The organism is Streptomyces sp. NBC_00443, from assembly GCF_036014175.1.
In the GTDB taxonomy this organism is placed as follows: domain Bacteria; phylum Actinomycetota; class Actinomycetes; order Streptomycetales; family Streptomycetaceae; genus Streptomyces.
On the sequence record NZ_CP107917.1, the window covers coordinates 4,379,118 to 4,396,540 of the forward strand.

19 protein-coding genes are annotated in these 17,423 nt (G+C 72.6%); 9 read left to right on the top strand and 10 right to left on the bottom strand.

Annotation, left to right across the window (positions count from 1 at the left end; genetic code table 11):
- The first annotated feature begins 34 nt into the window (after window positions 1-34).
- From OHO27_RS19590 to OHO27_RS19605, 4 genes are all read left to right on the top strand, one after another.
- Window positions 35-1,516: an MFS transporter gene (locus OHO27_RS19590; RefSeq protein WP_328425671.1), complete on the top strand. Its 1,482-nt coding sequence runs from the start codon at window positions 35-37 to the stop codon at window positions 1,514-1,516.
- Window positions 1,517-1,833: 317 nt separating this feature from the next.
- The gene (locus OHO27_RS19595) at window positions 1,834-2,280 is read left to right on the top strand and encodes a VOC family protein (protein ID WP_328425673.1); all 447 of its coding nucleotides are present in this window, start codon (window positions 1,834-1,836) and stop codon (window positions 2,278-2,280) included.
- A 77-nt stretch (window positions 2,281-2,357) separates the two neighbouring features.
- Complete coding sequence (locus OHO27_RS19600; protein ID WP_328425675.1) at window positions 2,358-2,726, top strand: DUF6479 family protein; 369 nt, start codon at window positions 2,358-2,360, stop codon at window positions 2,724-2,726.
- Between the two features lie 109 nt (window positions 2,727-2,835).
- Window positions 2,836-3,024 (top strand): hypothetical protein, encoded by a 189-nt coding sequence (locus OHO27_RS19605; protein ID WP_328425677.1) that lies wholly within the window; start codon window positions 2,836-2,838, stop codon window positions 3,022-3,024.
- Here OHO27_RS19605 and OHO27_RS19610 read toward each other — a convergent pair.
- Window positions 2,984-3,562: a DUF7144 family membrane protein gene (locus OHO27_RS19610; protein WP_328425680.1), complete on the bottom strand. Its 579-nt coding sequence runs from the start codon at window positions 3,560-3,562 to the stop codon at window positions 2,984-2,986. The two genes, OHO27_RS19605 and OHO27_RS19610, sit on opposite strands and share 41 nt — an antisense overlap.
- Window positions 3,563-3,744: 182 nt before the next feature.
- Here OHO27_RS19610 and OHO27_RS19615 point away from each other — a divergent pair, with 182 nt between their 5' ends.
- The gene (locus OHO27_RS19615; protein WP_328425682.1) at window positions 3,745-4,206 is read left to right on the top strand and encodes an FxLYD domain-containing protein; all 462 of its coding nucleotides are present in this window, start codon (window positions 3,745-3,747) and stop codon (window positions 4,204-4,206) included.
- A 3-nt stretch (window positions 4,207-4,209) separates the two neighbouring features.
- Here OHO27_RS19615 and OHO27_RS19620 read toward each other — a convergent pair whose 3' ends face one another.
- From OHO27_RS19620 to OHO27_RS19640, 5 genes are all read right to left on the bottom strand, one after another.
- Complete coding sequence (locus OHO27_RS19620) at window positions 4,210-5,079, bottom strand: carboxypeptidase regulatory-like domain-containing protein (protein WP_328425684.1); 870 nt, start codon at window positions 5,077-5,079, stop codon at window positions 4,210-4,212.
- 144 nt (window positions 5,080-5,223) lie between these two features.
- Window positions 5,224-5,508, bottom strand: coding sequence for a hypothetical protein (locus tag OHO27_RS19625; protein WP_328425686.1), 285 nt, complete (start codon window positions 5,506-5,508; stop codon window positions 5,224-5,226).
- Between the two features lie 491 nt (window positions 5,509-5,999).
- On the bottom strand, window positions 6,000-7,163 hold the full coding sequence (locus OHO27_RS19630) for a serine hydrolase domain-containing protein (RefSeq protein WP_328425688.1): 1,164 nt from the start codon (window positions 7,161-7,163) through the stop codon (window positions 6,000-6,002).
- Window positions 7,164-7,345: 182 nt separating this feature from the next.
- Entirely contained in the window at window positions 7,346-8,005 is a 660-nt protein-coding gene (locus OHO27_RS19635; RefSeq protein WP_328425690.1) for a response regulator transcription factor, read from the bottom strand.
- 16 nt (window positions 8,006-8,021) lie between these two features.
- Entirely contained in the window at window positions 8,022-9,299 is a 1,278-nt protein-coding gene (locus OHO27_RS19640) for a sensor histidine kinase (protein WP_328430490.1), read from the bottom strand.
- A gap of 179 nt (window positions 9,300-9,478) precedes the next feature.
- Between OHO27_RS19640 and OHO27_RS19645 the strand changes: the two genes are divergently transcribed.
- Genes OHO27_RS19645 through OHO27_RS19655 form a run of 3 tightly spaced genes read left to right on the top strand, consistent with a single transcriptional unit; the run spans window position 9,479 to window position 13,026 of the window.
- Window positions 9,479-9,715: a hypothetical protein gene (locus OHO27_RS19645; RefSeq protein WP_328425692.1), complete on the top strand. Its 237-nt coding sequence runs from the start codon at window positions 9,479-9,481 to the stop codon at window positions 9,713-9,715.
- Entirely contained in the window at window positions 9,712-10,482 is a 771-nt protein-coding gene (locus OHO27_RS19650; RefSeq protein WP_328425694.1) for an ABC transporter ATP-binding protein, read from the top strand. Before OHO27_RS19645 ends, OHO27_RS19650 begins: the two co-directional genes overlap by 4 nt.
- 3 nt (window positions 10,483-10,485) lie before the next feature.
- Window positions 10,486-13,026 (top strand): FtsX-like permease family protein, encoded by a 2,541-nt coding sequence (locus OHO27_RS19655; RefSeq protein WP_328425696.1) that lies wholly within the window; start codon window positions 10,486-10,488, stop codon window positions 13,024-13,026.
- A gap of 16 nt (window positions 13,027-13,042) precedes the next feature.
- On the opposite strand, the gene OHO27_RS19660 is transcribed toward OHO27_RS19655, so the two are convergent.
- Both OHO27_RS19660 and thrS read right to left on the bottom strand, forming a co-directional pair.
- Window positions 13,043-14,017: a nucleoside hydrolase gene (locus OHO27_RS19660; RefSeq protein ID WP_328425698.1), complete on the bottom strand. Its 975-nt coding sequence runs from the start codon at window positions 14,015-14,017 to the stop codon at window positions 13,043-13,045.
- A 144-nt stretch (window positions 14,018-14,161) separates the two neighbouring features.
- Window positions 14,162-15,421 carry a threonine--tRNA ligase gene (thrS, locus tag OHO27_RS19665; RefSeq protein WP_328425700.1) on the bottom strand — a complete coding sequence of 420 codons (1,260 nt, stop codon included), beginning with the start codon at window positions 15,419-15,421 and terminating at the stop codon, window positions 14,162-14,164.
- Window positions 15,422-15,796: 375 nt separating this feature from the next.
- Here thrS and OHO27_RS19670 point away from each other — a divergent pair, with 375 nt between their 5' ends.
- Window positions 15,797-16,576, top strand: coding sequence for a hypothetical protein (locus OHO27_RS19670; protein ID WP_328425702.1), 780 nt, complete (start codon window positions 15,797-15,799; stop codon window positions 16,574-16,576).
- A gap of 21 nt (window positions 16,577-16,597) precedes the next feature.
- On the opposite strand, the gene OHO27_RS19675 is transcribed toward OHO27_RS19670, so the two are convergent.
- Window positions 16,598-17,107 carry a MepB family protein gene (locus OHO27_RS19675; protein ID WP_328425704.1) on the bottom strand — a complete coding sequence of 170 codons (510 nt, stop codon included), beginning with the start codon at window positions 17,105-17,107 and terminating at the stop codon, window positions 16,598-16,600.
- Window positions 17,108-17,138: 31 nt separating this feature from the next.
- Window positions 17,139-17,423 (bottom strand): ribosomal protein L7/L12, encoded by a 285-nt coding sequence (locus tag OHO27_RS19680; RefSeq protein ID WP_328425706.1) that lies wholly within the window; start codon window positions 17,421-17,423, stop codon window positions 17,139-17,141.

Consider the following 17,423-nt stretch of genomic DNA (forward strand, 5'->3'; position numbering starts at 1 on the left):
CACCCGTGCACCAACCCTTGATGGAGGCTCCGCCATGTCCCACGCAGTCGCCCGACCCGCCGGCGCGGGAGGGAAGTCCGCCCCGCCGAAGCCGAACGCCGTGGTGGCGGTGCTGGCCCTCGCCGGGATCGTCGTCTCGCTGATGCAGACCCTGGTCATCCCGATCGTCCCGGAACTGCCGAAGCTCCTGGACGCCTCGGCGTCGAACACCGCCTGGGCGGTCACCGCCACCCTGCTCGCCGCCGCCGTGGCGACGCCCGTCGTCGGGCGGCTCGGCGACATGATCGGCAAGCGGCGGATGCTGCTGACCAGCATCGTCCTGCTGGTGTCCGGCTCGGTGGTGTGCGCGCTCGCCGACTCCCTCGTACCGATGATCGTCGGCCGTACGCTGCAGGGCCTCGCGGCCGCCGTCATACCGCTCGGCATCAGCATCATGCGCGACGCGCTGCCGGCCGAGCGGCTGGCCGGGTCGACGGCGCTGATGAGCGCCTCGCTCGGCGTGGGCGGTGCGCTGGGGCTGCCCGCGGCCGCGTTCATCGCGGACAACTGGGACTGGCACATCCTGTTCTGGGCCTCGGCCGCGCTGGGCGCCCTGGCCTTCCTGCTGGTCCTGCTGATCGTGCCCGAGACCGAGGTGCGCACCGGCGGGCGTTTCGACCTGGTCGGCTCGCTCGGTCTGTCCGCCGGGCTGGTGTCCTTGCTGCTGACCGTCTCCAAGGGCGGCGACTGGGGCTGGACCAGCGGTACGACGCTGGGCCTGGGCGCCGCGGCGGTCGTGATCCTGCTCGCCTGGGGCTGGTGGGAGCTGAGGGCGAAGCAGCCGCTGGTCGACCTGCGCACCACCGCGAGGCCGCAGGTGCTGTTCACCAACCTCGCCTCGGTCGCGCTCGGTTTCTCGATGTTCGCCATGTCGCTGGTGCTGCCGCAGCTGCTCCAGCTGCCCGAGCAGACCGGCTACGGCCTCGGCAGGCCGATGCTGACCGTCGGCCTGGTCCTCGCCCCGCAGGGCCTGGTGATGATGGCCATGTCCGCCGTCTCCGCGAGCGTCACCAAGGCCAAGGGGCCCAAGGTCACCCTGATGATCGGCGCGCTGATCGTGGCCGCCGGGTACGGCCTGAACATCGTGCTGATGAGCGAGGTCTGGCACCTGATCCTGGTCTCCTGCATCATCGGCGCCGGCGTCGGCTTCACCTACGGCGCCCTGCCCGCGCTGATCATGGGCGCCGTCGATCCCTCCGAGACGGCCGCGGCCAACAGCCTCAACACCCTGATGCGCTCGCTCGGCACCTCGTTCGCCAGTGCGCTCGCGGGCGTCATCCTGGCCCAGATGACCACCGACTTCGGTGGCTCCGCCCTGCCCTCGGAGAACGGTTTCAAGGTCGTCATGGCCATCGGCGCCGGAGCGGCCGTACTGGCCTTCGCCCTCGCCACACTCATCCCGAGGCAGCGCAACGCTGCCGCGGAACGGCCTTCCGCCGAGGACGAGTCGGGGCGGGCGGTGGTCAAGACGGGGTAGGGGATCGGCGGGAGCGGTCCAGGCCTACGGAGACTGTGTGCGCGGAACGCCATGACGTACGGCGCCCCGCGCCCGCACGCCCGGTGCCGAGGCCGGCCGGGGAACACGGACCCCGGAAGCAGGCCTCACGCTCCACGCCTCCCTCGAAAACTCACCGCCCGCCTCCGAACCCAGCCGCAGACACGCGGAGCCCGTCCGCCGACCGCGGAAACCATGTGCGGGGCCGTTGCCGAAGTCGGCCGGGAATCAGAGGCCCAACGGCCAGGGTTCAGGTGTCACGACCCGTCGATGAGCCGCTAGTCGAGAAGGAGCCGAACATGTCCGACGCACCCGCCGGCGACACCCAGGCCGAACCCCCCGTACGCGAGCTGCGTCTGGTGGTCACGGCGGAGGACTACGACGAGGCGTTGCGGTTCTACCGGGATGTGCTGGGGCTGCCCGAGCGAGGGGCGTTCACCTCGCCCGGTGGCCGGGTCACGATCCTTGACGCCGGGCGGGCGACGCTGGAGCTGACGGATCCGAAGCACGCGGAGTTCATCGACGAGGTCGAGGTCGGCCGGCGGGTGGCCGGTCATGTCCGGGTCGCCTTCCAGGTGGCCGACTCCACGGCGACCACGGCCAGGCTTGCGGCCGCCGGGGCCGAGGTTCTCGCGGAGCCCACCCGCACGCCCTGGAACTCCCTCAACTCCCGCCTCGAAGCGCCCGGCGCCCTCCAGCTGACCCTCTTCACCGAGCTGGACACCGATACCACGGAACGCGCGTAGACCCGTGAGAACACACGGTTGCGGGGTTCCTCGGCGCCACAAGGAGCTTATTCGTCTGTTTCGGTGATAATTGGGGCATGAGTACGACGACGTTTGTACTAGCGGCCACGTCGAGTGAAGTACTCAACGTGATCGCCGCCTTTGCGGGTGGCCTGGTCATCGCGGGCGCCCTGGTCTGGGCCGTGCAGCTCGGCATGCGGGTCCGTGACCGTGAGCTGCCGCGGCCCACCGCCGAGGAGCAGCCCCATCTCCCCGACACCGGCCCGGTCCATGAGGAGCGGGAGCTCAGGGAACCCGACGAAGTGCCGCACGCGGAGGGCAGGGAACGGCTCCTGCCGCACGACCTGCACCACGCGGGCAGCAGGCGCAGCGAGGACCAGCACCGCAAGCGCTGGCTGCCGGGGAAGAGCGGTTCCTTCGGCGGCGGCGGCATCGGGCACGGCTGAGGCACGGCTGACCCCGGAAATCCGGGCGACGCGAGCGGCTGCGCCCTGCCACCCTGTGCGGACCCGTACGTGCACGACGTGCGTGCGGTCCGGACAGGGGGCAAAGGGATTGGGTGGACGACGTTATGTGGCCAGGGGTGTCCCCGGCGGTTACCGCATCTGGGACAACCACGGCCGCCGCTTCTGGGGCGACCTCTACGAGCTGTGCCCCGACGACCTGCTGACCGAGCTGAACGGCCGCAAGGACCCGGCCAGGGTCAGCGCATTCCTGAAGCGTTATCGCGCGTTGAAGCGGTAGCGCGCGTCGAAGCGTCGGCGCGCGGGACGTCCGGAGCCGTCGCGAGGGCGAGGATCACGAAGAAGTCGATGCCCACCATGATCACCGACCATACGGGCGTGTACGGCAGGAACAGGAAGTGGGCGACCATGCTCAGGGACGCCAGGAAGATGCCGGTGATCCGGGCCCACCAGGCGCCCCTGAGGATGCCGTAGCCGACGCAGACGGCCACGATGCCGATGCCGAGCAGGACCCAGCCCCACGCCGTGAGGTTGATCTTGTAGACGTAGTCGCCGACACTGCCGTAGACGTCGTCCTCGGCGATCGCCGAGATGCCCTGGAGGATCGCCAGCAGCCCGTTGACCAGCATCAGCACACCGGCGAAGACCAGCGCACCGGTGCCCAAGCCGGTGTCGGAGGGGGCGGGCGGGCCGGGACGGTAGCCGCCGGTGTCGGGTGCGGCCGAGCCCCAGGTGGTCTGGGTGCCGGGCGAACCCGCGGTCCCCGCGGGACTGTGTGCCGCGTCCGTCGCATGCGACTGCGGCTGCTGCTGGCTCATGGCGCCGTACCCCACTTCTCGCGTGTACCCGCGGTCGGGTTCTGCGGTTCGGTTCGACGATCGACCGGCCGGGAGGCGGCCACCATGGGGGAAGGACCGATCGGGTGACGCCCGGAGTGCGGACGGCGACATACGGAACTTCACTGAAGGAACCCGGACCGAACCCACCCGCTGGAGGCGCCATGCCCGGTCACCGAACGCGGTGGACGACCACCGCGATCCTCACGACGACCGCCGCTGTGGCCGCCGCCCTCACCCTCACCGCCTGCAGCGACGACGACACGCCCTCCTCGGTGGCCAGCCAGGCGGCGTCGGCCTTCGCCTCGGCGACCGCGGAGGCGGGGCGGCAGCTCGACGACATCAAGGGCGGCGTAGACGCCAAGGGCGCGATCCGGCTCAGCGATCCGACGACCGACTCGGACGGCCGTACGACCGTGGAGGTCACGGCTGAGAACACGACCGACTCGACGAAGTCGTTCGGCGTACAGATCAACTTCCGCGACGCGGACGGCAATCTGCTGGACGCGAACGTGGTGACCGTCTCGGACGTGGCCGCGGGCAAGACGGGCAAGGGCACCGCGCGCAGCACGCGTGACCTGAGCGGGGACGTCCGGGCGGAGGTGGCCCGGGCCGTGCGCTACTGACCTTTACCTGGCGCGCTGTTGCACCGCGCCACCGGCTTTGTGCGCGGCGTTCGGCGCCGGCCGTCGGCCCTCGCTGTCCGTCACCGTGTCCGGCTGCGCGGCGGGCACCTCCGTCACGAGGATGTGGATCTGCTCGCTCGCCGCGCTGACCCCGTTGAACGTGGCCGTCGCCTGGATACGGCCCGCACCCGGCGCGAGGGCGAGGCCCGGCACGCAGGACCAGGTGCCGTCGGGCGCGGTGGTCGTCGCGCAGACCTCCTCCTCCAGCGCGTCGCGGACCGTGACCTGGGCGCCCGGGTAGGCCGTCCCCGACATCTCCGGCATCGCGCCCAGCGGCACGCCCGACTGGGGGCGGGACAGGGTCGGCGCGGGCAGCCCGACCGTCACGGCGCACGTGCCCTTCTGCTTCACGGTTCCCTCGGCGTCCTTCAGGGCCAGGGCGCAGTCGGGCAGCCGTGTGCCGGGCTCGGCGTCCGCGGGGACCGACAGGACGAAGGGGAACGTACGGCCCTTCCAGGCCGCCGGCGCCGACTCCCCGGCGACCGGACCGGGCGCCCCCACGAAGGTGTACGTCCCGCCGCTCCCGCCCAGAGTCACCGCCCCCTGGTAACCGCCCGCGGCGAACGGCGTGCCCGTCACCCTCGCCGTCGCGGGCGCCGACAGAGTCAGCACCGATCCCGCACCCAGCGGCGCCCCTTCGTACCCCCCGACCTGGACGATGCCTTCGCGCCCGGGCTCGATGGTCGCGGTCGCCCACAGGTCGCTGCCGCCCGGCTCTGGCGCCCTGTCGGCGCCGTACGCCACTCCGGCCGCGGTCATCGCGCCGGCCACGGCGAGACAACCGAGGACCGTTGCCCTCCTGAATCTGCTCATCGTCGGCGGAGCTCCTCACACGTGCGTCGGCAACACCACTGCCTGCGATTGTCAGGTCCCGTCCGCGCGGACGACGCACGCTGTTCGGCCGTACGGACCAGGAGCGCGGTCCGCACCACCCGTCCGGGCGCCGAGGAGCCGACGTCAGTCCTGCGCCGCCGGCTTCGGGTGGCGGGCCGCCGTCTTCACGTCCGCCTCGACCTCGCTGCGGGCGGTGCCCTGTTCCGTCGCGTGCTCGGTGACCGCCCTCTGGACGGTGCGGGCGAGGTCGCGCCAGGTGCGCCAGGCGGTTGCGTAGGTGTCGGTCCGGAGCTCGGTCCACGGGGTGTGGGCGGGCGGGCCGTACTGGTCCCGTAGGTCCTCCACCCTGGAGTGCGCCTGGTCCGCCGCCCGCTGCATCGCGACCAGTTCGTCGAAGGTGTGTGCCACGCGTCCGGATCCTGGGGCAGCCGGGCCGGGCGATCCGATGCGCCACGCGCGCGGCCGGTGGCGACCACACCACCGGCGGAACCGTCGAAGCCGTCGAAGCCCCGTCGTGGCGTCGAAGCGGCGTCGTACGGCACGTTCCTGACCGACGGCATGTGAAGGGGCCCGGGGTGAAAACCCCGGGCCCCTTCGTGGTGCACGCGCGGCGCGAGGTCCGCTGGATACGGTGGGTTGAGGGGGACCGCCCACCACGGCTGAGGAGTCCCGCATGAGCAGCGATCCGACGGACATCGTCAGGGCAGCGTTCCGCCACTACCTGGCACAGGACCGGGAAGCCGCCCTCCCCCTCTACGCCGACGAGTTCACCTTCACCAGCCCGCAGGACGATCACCATCCGGGACGGGCTGATCAGGGAGGTGCGGGTGTTCTTCGGTGCGGCGGTGTGAGGGGCCGCCCCGCCCACGGCCCCCAGGCGATCGGGGCCGACCGCGGTGCTACTGCCTGCCCGGGGCGCAGAGTTCGCCGTCGATCAGCTTGTTCTGGGCGTGCTCGGTGGACATGTCGGCCGCGCCGTCGCCCGTTGTCGCCAGGACCACGACGCGGCGGCCGTCGGCGCTGACGCCGTCGCGGGTGGTGTAGCCGGGGAAGTCGCCGGGGTGGCTGTAGTACGAGCCGCCGCAGGACAGCGGGATCCGCATCAGGCCGAGGCCGTAGCTCGCGCCGGGCCAGACGACGTCCAGGTCGGGGGTCCGTACGGTCGTCTTCATCGCCTTCATCTGGGCCGGGCGGAGCAGGTGCCCGCCGAGGAGCGACTGGTAGAAGCGGGTCAGGTCGGCCGTCGTACTGATCATGGCGCCGGCCGCGCCCGCCGCGGTCGGGTTGAACTCGGTGACGTCGATGGTCGCGCCGGAGCCGCCGAAGTCGGAGTAGCCGTGCAGATGGCGGCCGGGGATGCCGGTCCCGGTGGTGGGGGCGAGGGTGCTGCGCAGGTGCAGCGGCCTGATGATGCGCCGGGTGACCTCCTGCTGCCGGGTGTGCCCGGTGGCCTTGTTGATGATCATTCCGGCGAGGACGTACCCCGTGTTCGAGTACGACCACTTGGTGCCGGGCGCGAAGTCCGGCTTGTGCTTCATCGCGATCGCGACCAGCTGCTCGTCGGTCCAGGTGGTGTACCGGCCGGCCTCGAAGCCGTCGACGCTCGCGAGCACCGGGAAGTCGGCCGTGTAGTTGTAGAGCCCGCTGGTGTGCTGGAGCAGCTGCCGCACGGTGATCCCGCTGCCGTCGTTGCCGTTGCCGGAGACGACGCCCGGCAGCCAGTCCTCGACGGTGTCGTCCAGCGACAGCCTCCCCTCGCCGACGAGTTGCAGCACCACGGTGGCGACGAACGTCTTGCTCGCGCTGGCGATCCGGAACCGGTCACCGGGGCGCGCCGCCTCGCCGCCGGCCTTGTCGATGACGCCCGCGGCGGCGGAGCGCTGTCCGCGCGGACCGGTCGAGCGGGCGACGGCGCCGACGGTTCCGGTCTCCATCACGGCATTGACGCGGCCTGGCAGCGAGTCCTGAGCGGGGTGCGGGGACTTGGCGGTGGCCGACGCGGCGGGGATCGTCAGGACGGACGCGGCGATCGCGGCGACCAGGGCCGTGGCGGTGCGCTTCATGGCGGGTGCTCCTTGCGGGTCGGTCGGTGTCCGCACCACTGTTGCGATGCGGACACCAACCTAGGAACGCGGCCGCTCGCGGACGATCACGCCAACTGGCGTGTCGGAGGTAGTGGTTGGACCCGTGGCCAGGTACAGCGTGCTGTACCTCGGCCCGCCTCCCCACGTCCTTCCGGGCAGCCTCAGCCCCGCCGCTGCACGTCCTCCAGATACCGCAGCACCGCAGCCACCCGCCGGTCCACCTGGTCCGCCGGTGACAGGTCGAGCTTGGCGAAGATGCTGCGGATGTGCTTGTGGACGGCGCCGTCCGTGACGACGAGCCGTTCGGCGATGGCGCTGTTGCCGAGCCCTTCGGCCATCAGCGCGAGCACGTCCCGCTCCCGGGGGCTGAGCCGCTCCAGGCGGGCGTCCTGACGGCTGCGGGTGAACAGCTGGGCGACCACCTCGGGGTCGATGGCGGTGCCGCCGTCGGCCACGCGCCGCAGCGCGTCGAGGAACTCCTCGACCCGGCCGACCCGTTCCTTCAGCAGATACCCGAGCCCGCCCACTCCGCCGCCCAGCAGATCACTGGCGAAGCTCTGCTCGACGTAGGCCGACAGCACGAGCACGGCGAGGTCCGGCCGTCGGCGCCGGGCCTCGACGGCCGCGACGATCCCCTCGTCGGTGTGCGTCGGCGGCATCCGCACGTCGAGGATGGCGACGTCCGGCTTGTGCTCGTCGATGGCGTCCAGAATGCCGTCGGCGGTGCCCGCCGTGGCCACGACGTCCAGGCCCTCCGCACGCAGCAGCAGCGCGAGTCCCTCCCGCAGCAGGGGGTCGTCCTCCGCGATCACGATCCGCATGAAGGCTCCCGCTTCCTCAGGTTCCGCATGGCAGTTCCACTTCCAGAGTCGTCGGGCCGCCCTCGGGGCTGGACAGGGAGATCGCCCCGTCGTGCGCGGCGACACGACGCCGGATGCCGGCCAGCCCGGAGCCGCCGTCCTCGTCGGCGCCGCCCCGGCCGTCGTCGGTCACGGTGAGGTGCAGTCGCCCGGCGTGCGAGCGGACGGTGACGGTGGCCTGCCCGGCGGCGCTGTGCTTGGCGATGTTGGTGAGGGCCTCGGCGACGACGAAGTAGGCGGTTGCCTCGACGGAGGCGGCGCAGCGCTGCGGCACCTCGACGTCGGTCCGGCAGGGCACCGCACAGTTCGCGGCGAGGCCGCTGAGGGCGCCTTCGAGGCCGCGGTCGGCCAGTACCGGCGGCAGGATGCCGCGGGCGACGGTACGGAGTTCGGCGAGGGCCTGTTCGGCGGCGCCCTGGGCGCGTTCGAGGAGTTCGTCGGCGCCGGCCGGGTCGCGGGCCGCCATGCGGCGGGCGGCGCCGAGCAGCACGGTGACGGTGACGAGCCGGTTCTGGGTGCCGTCGTGCAACGAGCGCTCGATACGGCGCAGTTCGGTGGCGTGGGCGTCCAGCGCGGCGGCCCGGGTGGCGGTGAGCTCGGCGACGCGCAGGGACAGGTCCGCGTCGGGCCCGGCGGACAGCAGCCGCCGGCCCGGCGCCGCCTGCGACCGGGCCATGCCCGGCGTGAGCCCCACGATGATCGCGACCCAGCCGAGGCCGAGCAGCGCGACCGCGAGGGCGTCCGCCCAGGTCTGTGCCTGCCCGAACCCCAGCGAGGTACTGGTCGTGTCCTTCGGCATCAGCCGCCAGTACGCCGGGAACAGGGAGTCGCGCACGGCCAGGAGCGGCAGCAGGACTGCGGTCGTGCCCAGCAGGAACCCCAGCGTGGCGTGGCGGGCCAGCCAGCGCAGCTCCCGCCGGGTGGTGGGGTCGACGAGGGCGAGCCGCAGCCGGGTCGGTGCCGGACCGGGGCCGATGACCTCGGGTCCCCAGCGGCCGAGCCGGTCACGTTCGCGGTCGGCCAGCGAGTGCAGGGCGCGCAGGACTTTGGGCGCCATCAGCAGCCCGATGCCCAGCGGGGCGGTGACGGTGGCGAGGGCCAGCCCCAGCAGGACGCCCACCGCGGGCAGTGCGGTGCCGAGCCCGCCGACGAGCTGTTCGAGCGCGGCGACGGCGGTACCGGCCGCGCGGACGACGGTGTCCCGGATGCCGGGGCGGGCCGGGGTGGCCTTCTGGCCGTCCGGCCTGCTCTCCATGGTTTCGGCGTGCACGTCAACGACCCTAGGGCGTCGGCCGGTTGTGCGGCAGGCGGAGGAGGGCGGAAGTACAGCCTGCTGTACCCCGAACAAGGCGGCCTACGGGCTCGGAGACAAGGGGTCACGATCCGTAGCTTCGGTGACCGACAGCGACCGCCGAAGGAGCCAAGGAGCCAGCCATGACGGCCATCGACCCCTACCGCCTCACCACCGACCCCGAGAATCCCCAGCCACGCACGCTCAGCGGCACGGACCTCGCCCGGACGGCCCTGTGGGTCGTGCTGGTGCTCAGCGTGGTCGGCAACATGGCCGCCTCCTTCACCGGCGCCGCGACCCCCGTCCACCTCACCTGCGGCGCGGTCACCGCGCTCTGCGTGAGCGCGCTCGTCATCCAGCGGCTGCGGGGCCGGCGATGAGGATGCCGTTCGGGGGAGCCCGGGGCGCCACGGTCACGGGCGGCGACGCGCCGGCCGCCATCGCGCTGGCACACGTCAGCAAGACCTACGCGGGTGGCGTACGAGCCCTGGACGACGTGTCGTTGAGGGTCGGGCACGGCACGTTCCTCGCCGTGATGGGCCCGTCCGGATCGGGCAAGAGCACGCTGATGCACTGCGCCGCCGGGCTCGACTCCCCGACCGAGGGCAGCATCGCCATCGACGGGCACGAGATCGCGGGCCTGAACGAGACCCGCCGCACCGAACTGCGCCGCGAGCGCATCGGCTTCGTGTTCCAGTCCTACAACCTCGTCCCGTCCCTCACCATCGCCGACAACATCACCCTCCCGCTGCGCCTGGCGGGCCGCGCCCCCGACAAGGAGTGGCTGCGCACCCTGGTGGAGCGGGTCGGACTGGCCGACCGCCTCGCCCATCGGCCCACCGAACTCTCCGGCGGCCAGCAGCAACGTGCGGCCATCGTGCGGGCGTTGGTCGCCAGGCCGGCCGTCGTGTTCGCCGACGAGCCGACCGGCGCGCTGGATCTGCGCACCGCCCACGAGGTGCTGAACCTGCTGCGCGAACTCGTCGACGAACTCCGCCAGACGGTGGTGATGGTCACCCACGATCCGGCCGCCGCGGCCCAGGCGCACCAGGCGCTGGTCATGGCCGACGGCCGGGTGACGGAGACGCTGCAGGGGCCCACGGCGCCCGAACTGGCCGCCCGTCTGGTCGCGTTGGGAGGGGTGTAGGTCATGTTGCATCTCGCGGCACGCATGGCCGGGCACCGCATCACCGCGCTGCTCGCGGTGGCCTGCGCGGTCCTCGGCGGCGCGGCGCTCCTCACCGCCACCGGTGTCCTGGCCGAGTCCGGTCTGCGCTCCCAGCTCCCGGCCGACCGCCTCGCCGGCGCGGACGTCGTCGTCGCCACCGACCAGAACTACCACCCCGCGGGCGACCTGCCGATCGCCCTCCCGGAGCGGGGGACGGTCCCGGCCGGGCTGGTGGACGACCTCTCCCGACTGCCGGGCGTCACCGAGGCCGTCGGCGACGTCGGCTTCCCCGCCGCCCTCGTCGACGCGCGCGGCCAGGTCGTACCGGCCTCCGAGGAACCGCGGACGGCCGGACACGGCTGGTCGTCGACGGCTCTGCTGACGGACCCGAGGATCCGGGGGGACGCACCCGCCCGTTCCGGCGAGGTCGCCGTGGACAGCGCGACCGCGCAGGCCGCCGGTGTCCGGGTCGGCGACCGGGTGCGGGTCGTCGCGGTGGGCCGCCCCGCCGCCGGTTACCGCCTCACCGCGGTGGTCGACGCCCCCGGCGCCGGAATCCTCTTCGCCGATACGACGGCTCGCCGCTTGTCCGGCACCGGCACCGCAACCGGCACCGTGGACCTCGTCGCCCTGCGCACCGAACCCGGCGCCGAGGACGAGGTGGCCGCCGCGGCCCGCGAGAAGGTCCGGGGCACCGGCCTGAAGGTGGCCACCGGATCCGAGCGGGGCGACGTGGAGTTCCCCGGCGCCGGAGCGGCACGTTCCCTCCTGATCCTGCTCGCCGGTTCACTGGCCGGCATCGTCCTGCTGATCATCGGCTTCGTGATGGCGAGCGCGCTGGCCGTGGCGGTCGCCGGGCAGCGCCGCGACCTGGCCCTGATGCGAGCGGTAGGTGCAACTCCCAGGCAGATAAGGCGACTTGCTGCCACCCAGGGCTCCCTGGTCGCGGGCGTGGCGATGGTGCCGGGCGTGGCCCTGGGCCATCTGCTGGCCGGGCAGTTCCGCGATCTCCTCGTGGACCGCGGGGTGTTGCCGCAGGCCCTCCCTCTCACCCTCAGCCCGATCCCGGCCGTCGCCACGATTTTGCTGCTGGCCGGGGCCGTCCAGGTGGCGGCCCGGGGTGCCGCTTGGCGCGCCTCGCGCATGCCGGCCACCGAGGCGGTCGCCGAGTCCCGCACCGAACCCCGCACCCCGTCCAGGCTGCGTACCCGCTCCGGACTGCTGCTGATCGTCGCCGCGACCGCCCTCTCCGCCATCCCGCTGCTGAGCCGGACGGTCCTCGGCGCGACGGCCACCTCCATCGCCGGGATCCTCGGCGCGATCGGCCTGGCCCTGGCGGGCCCCGCGCTGGTCCGGGGCCTGGGCGACAGCGCGGCCCGCCGCCTGCGCCCCGGCGTATCGGCGCCGACGTGGCTGGCGGTGTCCAACATCCGCGGCTACGCCATGCGGCTCGCGGGTGTCGTCAGCGCCCTCGCGATGGCCGTCGTGTTCGTGCTGACGTACACCTTCACGCAGACCACCGTGATGGCGGCCACCGCGCAGGACGTCTCCGACGGAACCCTCGCCCAGCACCGCGTGACCGCACCCGGCCTCGGCGGACTGCCCGCCGACAGCCACACGGCCGTACGCGACACGGACGGCGTAAGAGCGGCGGCCCCGGTCAGTTCCACGACCGTGGTGTGGCCGTACAAGATGTTCGGCGAGGACGAGGTCGAGTCCGGTACGGCGATGATCCTGACGCCGGACGCGGGTTCGGTGCTCGACCTCGATGTGCAGGACGGCAGCCTGGAGCGGCTCACCGGCAACACCGTCGCCGTCAGCAGCGAGGCCGCCCGGACGCGCGGGGCGGAGCTGGGCCGGACGGTACGTCTGGTGCTCGGTGACGGCACGCCCGTCACGGCCCGGGTGGTCGCCGTCTACGAACGCGGCCTCGGCTTCGGCTCGGTCGCCCTGTCCCACGACCTCGCGCGGGGCCACACCACCGCAGGGCTCGACCAGAGCGTCCTCGTCCGCACCGACGGCACGGAGGCGGCCGAGCGCAACCTGGCCGCGACGGCCGCCTCGCATCCCGGCCTCGTGGTGGAACCCACCCACACCGCCGACGCCGACAGCCTGAACGAGGCACCGCCCGAGGTCTGGATCAACCTGGCCGTCATCGTCGTGCTCCTCGGCTACCTGCTGCTGAGCATCGCCAACAAGCTCGTCGCCACCACCGCCCAGCGCCGCAGCGAGATCGCGACACTCCGCCTGAACGGCACCACACCCCGTCAGATCCTGGCGATGATGCGCCGCGAGGCCACGGTGATCGCCGCGGCCTCGGTCATCACGGGCGTACTGCTGTCGGCGATCCCGCTGGCGCTGCTCGGCACCGGCTTCCTGAACCGCCCGTGGCCCGCCGGTCCGGCGTGGCTGCTGCCGGCGCTGGCCGCCCTGGTCGTCGGCACGGCCTTCCTCACCGTCGAACTGCCCACCCGGCAGGCACTGCGGACAGCGCCTGCGGAGGCGCTCTCGGTGCGGGAGTGACGGTGGCGGAGCCGGGTCAGAGGCGCTCGACCGTCGTCAGGTACAGCTTCACGAAGCGGTCGACGTCCACGTCCAGAGCCACGTCCAGCAACGGCTGTTCGCGCAGGCCGGTGTGGATCTCGGCCTCACCCGGCCGGGGCCGGCGGTCGACGATCGTCTGACCGCGCGTCGGCCCGGGGGCGAGGGAGACCTCGACGGGCAGCAGGCGGGTGGTGATGCCCGCCGGGTCGACGACCGCGCACACCGCGCCCGCGTCACCGATGCCGCCGGCCTCGGAGTCGGCGGCGACATCGGGCGTGGCCGGGCGGTGGGACAGCAGGTCGCCGGCGAGACGCGTACCGGGCTCGGCGCTCTCGCGCAGGCGCCGTACGTCCGCGCCGGGCACCACGACCCGCTGGAAGACGTCCAGGCCGTACATGGTGATCGGCACCCCGGCGGTCAGCAGGATCGCCGCCGCCTCCGGGTCGTGCCACACGTTGAACTCCGCCACCGGCGTGGCGTTTCCGCAGGCCACCGCGCCGCCCATGAAGACGATCCGCTCGATGTTGCGGGTCACTTCCGGGTGCGTGCGCAGCAGCAGGGCGATGTTGGTGAGGGGCGCGGTCGGCACGAGAGTGACCGGGCGCGGGGACGCCAGGATCTCGCGGCGCAGCAGCGTCACCGCGTCCACGTCGGCCGGGGCGCGGGTCGGGGCGGGCAGGCCGATGTCGCCCATGCCGTCCTCGCCGTGCACGTGCCGCGCCGAGCGCGCGGACTCGATCAGCGGACGCCCGGCGCCCCGCGCGACCGGGATGTCCGGGGCCCCGGCCTGCTCCAGCACGGTGAGGGTGTTGCGTACGACGCCGTCCACATCCGTGTTCCCGGCCACGCAGGTGACCGCGCGCAGGTCGACACCCGGGTGGCGTACGGCGAACAGCAGCGCGAGGGCGTCGTCGACGCCGGTGTCACAGTCGATGATCACCGGGATGGGCGGACCGTCGGCGTTCGTCACGGCGGGTTCCTCTCGCGGGTGCGGTGGCGGGTCACCGGAACCGACCTTACGGTGTTGTCCAGGTGGAGTGCGTCGCCGTATGGCGCCGCCGTACGGGCTTCGTGCGCGCGGCGTCATACGGCGTCTAAACGCCCGTCGCAGGCGTCACGGGGCATCCCACAACTCGGGTCCGCGGGCCTTCGCGCGGGCGGCGATCCGGGTGACGAGTTCCGCGGCCGGTACGGCCCCCGGCTTACGCCCGTCCCGCAGCCGTACGGCCGCCTGGCCCCCGTCCGCCCCGGCCGCCGCCTCCCGCTCCCCGATGACCGCCTGGCAGGGCACGAGACGTGCCGCCCGGATGCGCGCGCCCAGGGTGCCCTGTTCGGGACCGGCGAGCTCGGCGCGCAGGCCCCGGGCGAGGGCTTGGTGCAGCAGCCTCTCCGCCTGTTCGGTCTGTGCGTCCGACACGGGGAGGATCACCAACTGCACGGGGGCGAGCCAGACCGGGAAAGCGCCGCCGTGCTGCTCGATGAGGTGGGCGACGGCTCGTTCGACGCTGCCGATGATGCTGCGGTGGACCATGACCGGGCGGTGCTTGGCGCCGTCGGGGCCGATGTAGTGCAGGTCGAAGCGTTCGGGCTGGTGGAAGTCGATCTGGACGGTGGAGAGGGTCGACTCCCGCCCGGCGGGGTCGGCGATCTGTACGTCGATCTTCGGACCGTAGAACGCGGCCTCGCCCTCCGCGGCCTCGTACGGGATGCCGCAGGCGTCGAGCACCTCGCGCAGCAGCGCGGTGGCCCGCCGCCACAGCTCGGGGTCGGCGACGTACTTGCAGCCTCCCGCGCCCCCGCCCGCTCCCGCGGACGGGAGGGAGAGGCGGTGCCGGACGGCTCTGATCCCCAGGTCGGCGTAAGCACGGGCGATGAGCTGGAGGGCGGCCCGGGCCTCGTCGACGGCCTGGTCGAGGGTGCAGAAGATATGGGCGTCGTTGAGATGGATCGCCCGCACGCGGGTGAGGCCGCCGAGGACTCCGGACAGCTCGGAGCGGTACATGCCGCCCAACTCGGCCATCCGGAAAGGCAGTTCACGGTAGCTGTGGGAGCGGGAGCGGTAGATCAGGGCGTGATGCGGGCACAGGCTCGGGCGCAGGACCAGCTGTTCGGTGCCGCCGCCGACGTCCATCGGCGGGAACATGTCCTCGCTGTAGTGGTCCCAGTGCCCGGAGATCTCGTAGAGCTCGCGCTTGCCGAGGACGGGGGAGTGGACGTGCCGGTAGCCGGCCTCGCGTTCCGCTTCGCGGATGTACTCCTCCAGTGCGTGCCGGAGGGTGGCGCCGTCGGGCAGCCAGTACGGCAGGCCGGCGCCCATCAGGGGGTCGGTGTCGAAGAGGTCCAGTTCGCGGCCGAGGCGGCGGTGGTCGTGCATGGCTGCTCCTCCGGGTGAAGGGACGAGCGCCCACGACAAAACCCCGGGGCACTCGCCCCGGGGCTTGGATCTTCGCTCAGCTTTCAGCGCGGCGCCGGGACGGGGTCCGGCGTCGTCGTCAGAGACGGGTTCGCGCGCTGCATGGGGCGACCGTAACAGCGGGTGGGTGGGGGTGTCGCGGCGATTTTCACGATGCACGTCACCCACGCGAAGTCGTGTGATTACACGCGCAAGGACATGATGCTGGGCCCGGACCCCGACCTGGAGCACGTCACCCGGACAGCCCGGCGCGCTGGTGGTCGTACCGCCGGGGTGGTGCCTTAAGAACACGTACCCGATCTTGAGTGAACGCCTGACCACCCCAGGAGGCCCGCGATGCCCCGTCCCCCGGCCCGAGCCGTCCTCGCCGCGACGCTCTCCGCAGCCACCCTGCTGACCGTGCCCGCATGCGACTCCATCGCCGGCCTGGGCAGGCCCGTATCGGCCGCCCGCAGCCACGCCTCCCCCGCGAGCTCCACCACGCCGGCGACCCCCGCGGCCGCCCCCACCCTCACCGAGGCGCAGGCCCGGGCCGCGCTGATCAGCGAGGCCGACCTCGGTGAAAGCTGGGTGGCCACGCAGGGCTTCGCCACCTGGCGGGAGGCGATGCTCAAGGCGGAGACCGAGTCGGCCGACTGCCGGCGGCTCCTGGACGCCCTGTATGCCGAGGAGCTCTTCGGCCCGGACGCCCGTACACGCGCGTCGGTCGGACTGGACGACGCCTGGGACGAGGCCCAGCTGCGCTACCAGGTCGTGGCACATCGGCCCGCGGACCTGAACCGGACGCTGGCGTGGCTGGACCGCCTGCCGGACAGGTGCGGCGAGTTCACGGCGACCGCGAAGGGCGGGGAGATGGCTGTCGAGGTGAGCGCGGCCGAGATGCCGGAGGTCGGGGACGCCCGGCAGGGTCTGCGGGTCCTCCTGCGAGCCGTCTCCGAGTACGACGACGCGCCCACGCTCACGCTGCACGTCGCCGCCGTCCGGGTGGGCGACGACGCGATCGCCATCACGAACGGCGGCCTCGGCGAAGTACCCGCCGACGCCACCTGGACGGCCGTCGAAACGGGCGCCGAGCGTCTGGCGGAGGTCAGGAAGCGGGGCCGGGCGGAGATCTAGGACCATCGTCCCGGCGCCGTCCTACGGGTGGTAGAGCTTCCGGGCGCGAGCGGCGTCGACGGGCCCGTCCTGGTCCAGGTGCAGGAAGTAATCCAGCTGCCATGCCTGAGTGCTGGTCGCCTGGCGGTTGGTGGGGGTCACCCACGGCGGGTACACGCGGAAGGCCCGCTTCCCACCCGAGCCGTCCACGGACACGACACCGCGCCGGCGGAGCGCGTCCAGGGGAAACACGAACTGGCCGAAGTGCTCGCCGTCACGGCAGCTGATGACGAAGAGGTCGACGGGGTCCGTGACGTCGAAGGGCTGGATGGGCCCGCCCGGGGACCTCTTCCACACGGTGACGAACTGGCCGACCTTGGTGGGGGTGGTCCTGGCCGCGCGGAACCGGACGGAGAGGCCGTCGAGGGTGAATGCGTGGGCGGCGTACTCGGCGCCCTCAGGCTCGGGAACCGGCTGCGAGCAGGCAAATCCGCACGGGTCGTAGACGAACTCTTTCGCCGCCGCGAGATCGCTGCGTGCCGGGGTGGTCATTCGTCCACCCTGTCACAGGGGGCCAAGCCGCCTAGGACGTCTGCCCCATGCGCTCCACCGCCTCCTTGGCCTCCACCAGTCCCACTCCCGTGATCTCCCGGTACTCCTTGATCGCCTGGATCTTCTTGTCGTCCCGCAGCAGCGCCACGACCTTCGCCATCCGGGGATCGTCGTCACGGAGCCCCAAGTGGTCGATGATCAGGTGGAGTTTGCGCTCGACCCGGGCAACTCGCCGGTCGGCACGCGATATCCGGCTCTCGACGCTGACGAAGCCGACGACCGCGACCAGCGCGATGAAGTAACCCACTATGTCCAT

What these genes read in the sequence shown, in the direction of transcription:
- OHO27_RS19590 (WP_328425671.1), top strand. Translation starts at nt 35, where the DNA reads ATGTCCCACGCAGTCGCCCGACCCGCCGGCGCGGGAGGGAAGTCCGCC.
- OHO27_RS19595 (WP_328425673.1), top strand. Translation starts at nt 1,834, where the DNA reads ATGTCCGACGCACCCGCCGGCGACACCCAGGCCGAACCCCCCGTACGC.
- OHO27_RS19600 (WP_328425675.1), top strand. Translation starts at nt 2,358, where the DNA reads ATGAGTACGACGACGTTTGTACTAGCGGCCACGTCGAGTGAAGTACTC.
- OHO27_RS19610 (WP_328425680.1), bottom strand. Translation starts at nt 3,562, where the DNA reads ATGAGCCAGCAGCAGCCGCAGTCGCATGCGACGGACGCGGCACACAGT.
- OHO27_RS19615 (WP_328425682.1), top strand. Translation starts at nt 3,745, where the DNA reads ATGCCCGGTCACCGAACGCGGTGGACGACCACCGCGATCCTCACGACG.
- OHO27_RS19620 (WP_328425684.1), bottom strand. Translation starts at nt 5,079, where the DNA reads ATGAGCAGATTCAGGAGGGCAACGGTCCTCGGTTGTCTCGCCGTGGCC.
- OHO27_RS19630 (WP_328425688.1), bottom strand. Translation starts at nt 7,163, where the DNA reads ATGAAGCGCACCGCCACGGCCCTGGTCGCCGCGATCGCCGCGTCCGTC.
- OHO27_RS19635 (WP_328425690.1), bottom strand. Translation starts at nt 8,005, where the DNA reads ATGCGGATCGTGATCGCGGAGGACGACCCCCTGCTGCGGGAGGGACTC.
- OHO27_RS19640 (WP_328430490.1), bottom strand. Translation starts at nt 9,299, where the DNA reads ATGGAGAGCAGGCCGGACGGCCAGAAGGCCACCCCGGCCCGCCCCGGC.
- OHO27_RS19645 (WP_328425692.1), top strand. Translation starts at nt 9,479, where the DNA reads ATGACGGCCATCGACCCCTACCGCCTCACCACCGACCCCGAGAATCCC.
- OHO27_RS19650 (WP_328425694.1), top strand. Translation starts at nt 9,712, where the DNA reads ATGAGGATGCCGTTCGGGGGAGCCCGGGGCGCCACGGTCACGGGCGGC.
- OHO27_RS19655 (WP_328425696.1), top strand. Translation starts at nt 10,486, where the DNA reads ATGTTGCATCTCGCGGCACGCATGGCCGGGCACCGCATCACCGCGCTG.
- thrS (WP_328425700.1), bottom strand. Translation starts at nt 15,421, where the DNA reads ATGCACGACCACCGCCGCCTCGGCCGCGAACTGGACCTCTTCGACACC.
- OHO27_RS19670 (WP_328425702.1), top strand. Translation starts at nt 15,797, where the DNA reads ATGCCCCGTCCCCCGGCCCGAGCCGTCCTCGCCGCGACGCTCTCCGCA.
- OHO27_RS19675 (WP_328425704.1), bottom strand. Translation starts at nt 17,107, where the DNA reads ATGACCACCCCGGCACGCAGCGATCTCGCGGCGGCGAAAGAGTTCGTC.
- OHO27_RS19680 (WP_328425706.1), bottom strand. Translation starts at nt 17,423, where the DNA reads ATGGACATAGTGGGTTACTTCATCGCGCTGGTCGCGGTCGTCGGCTTC.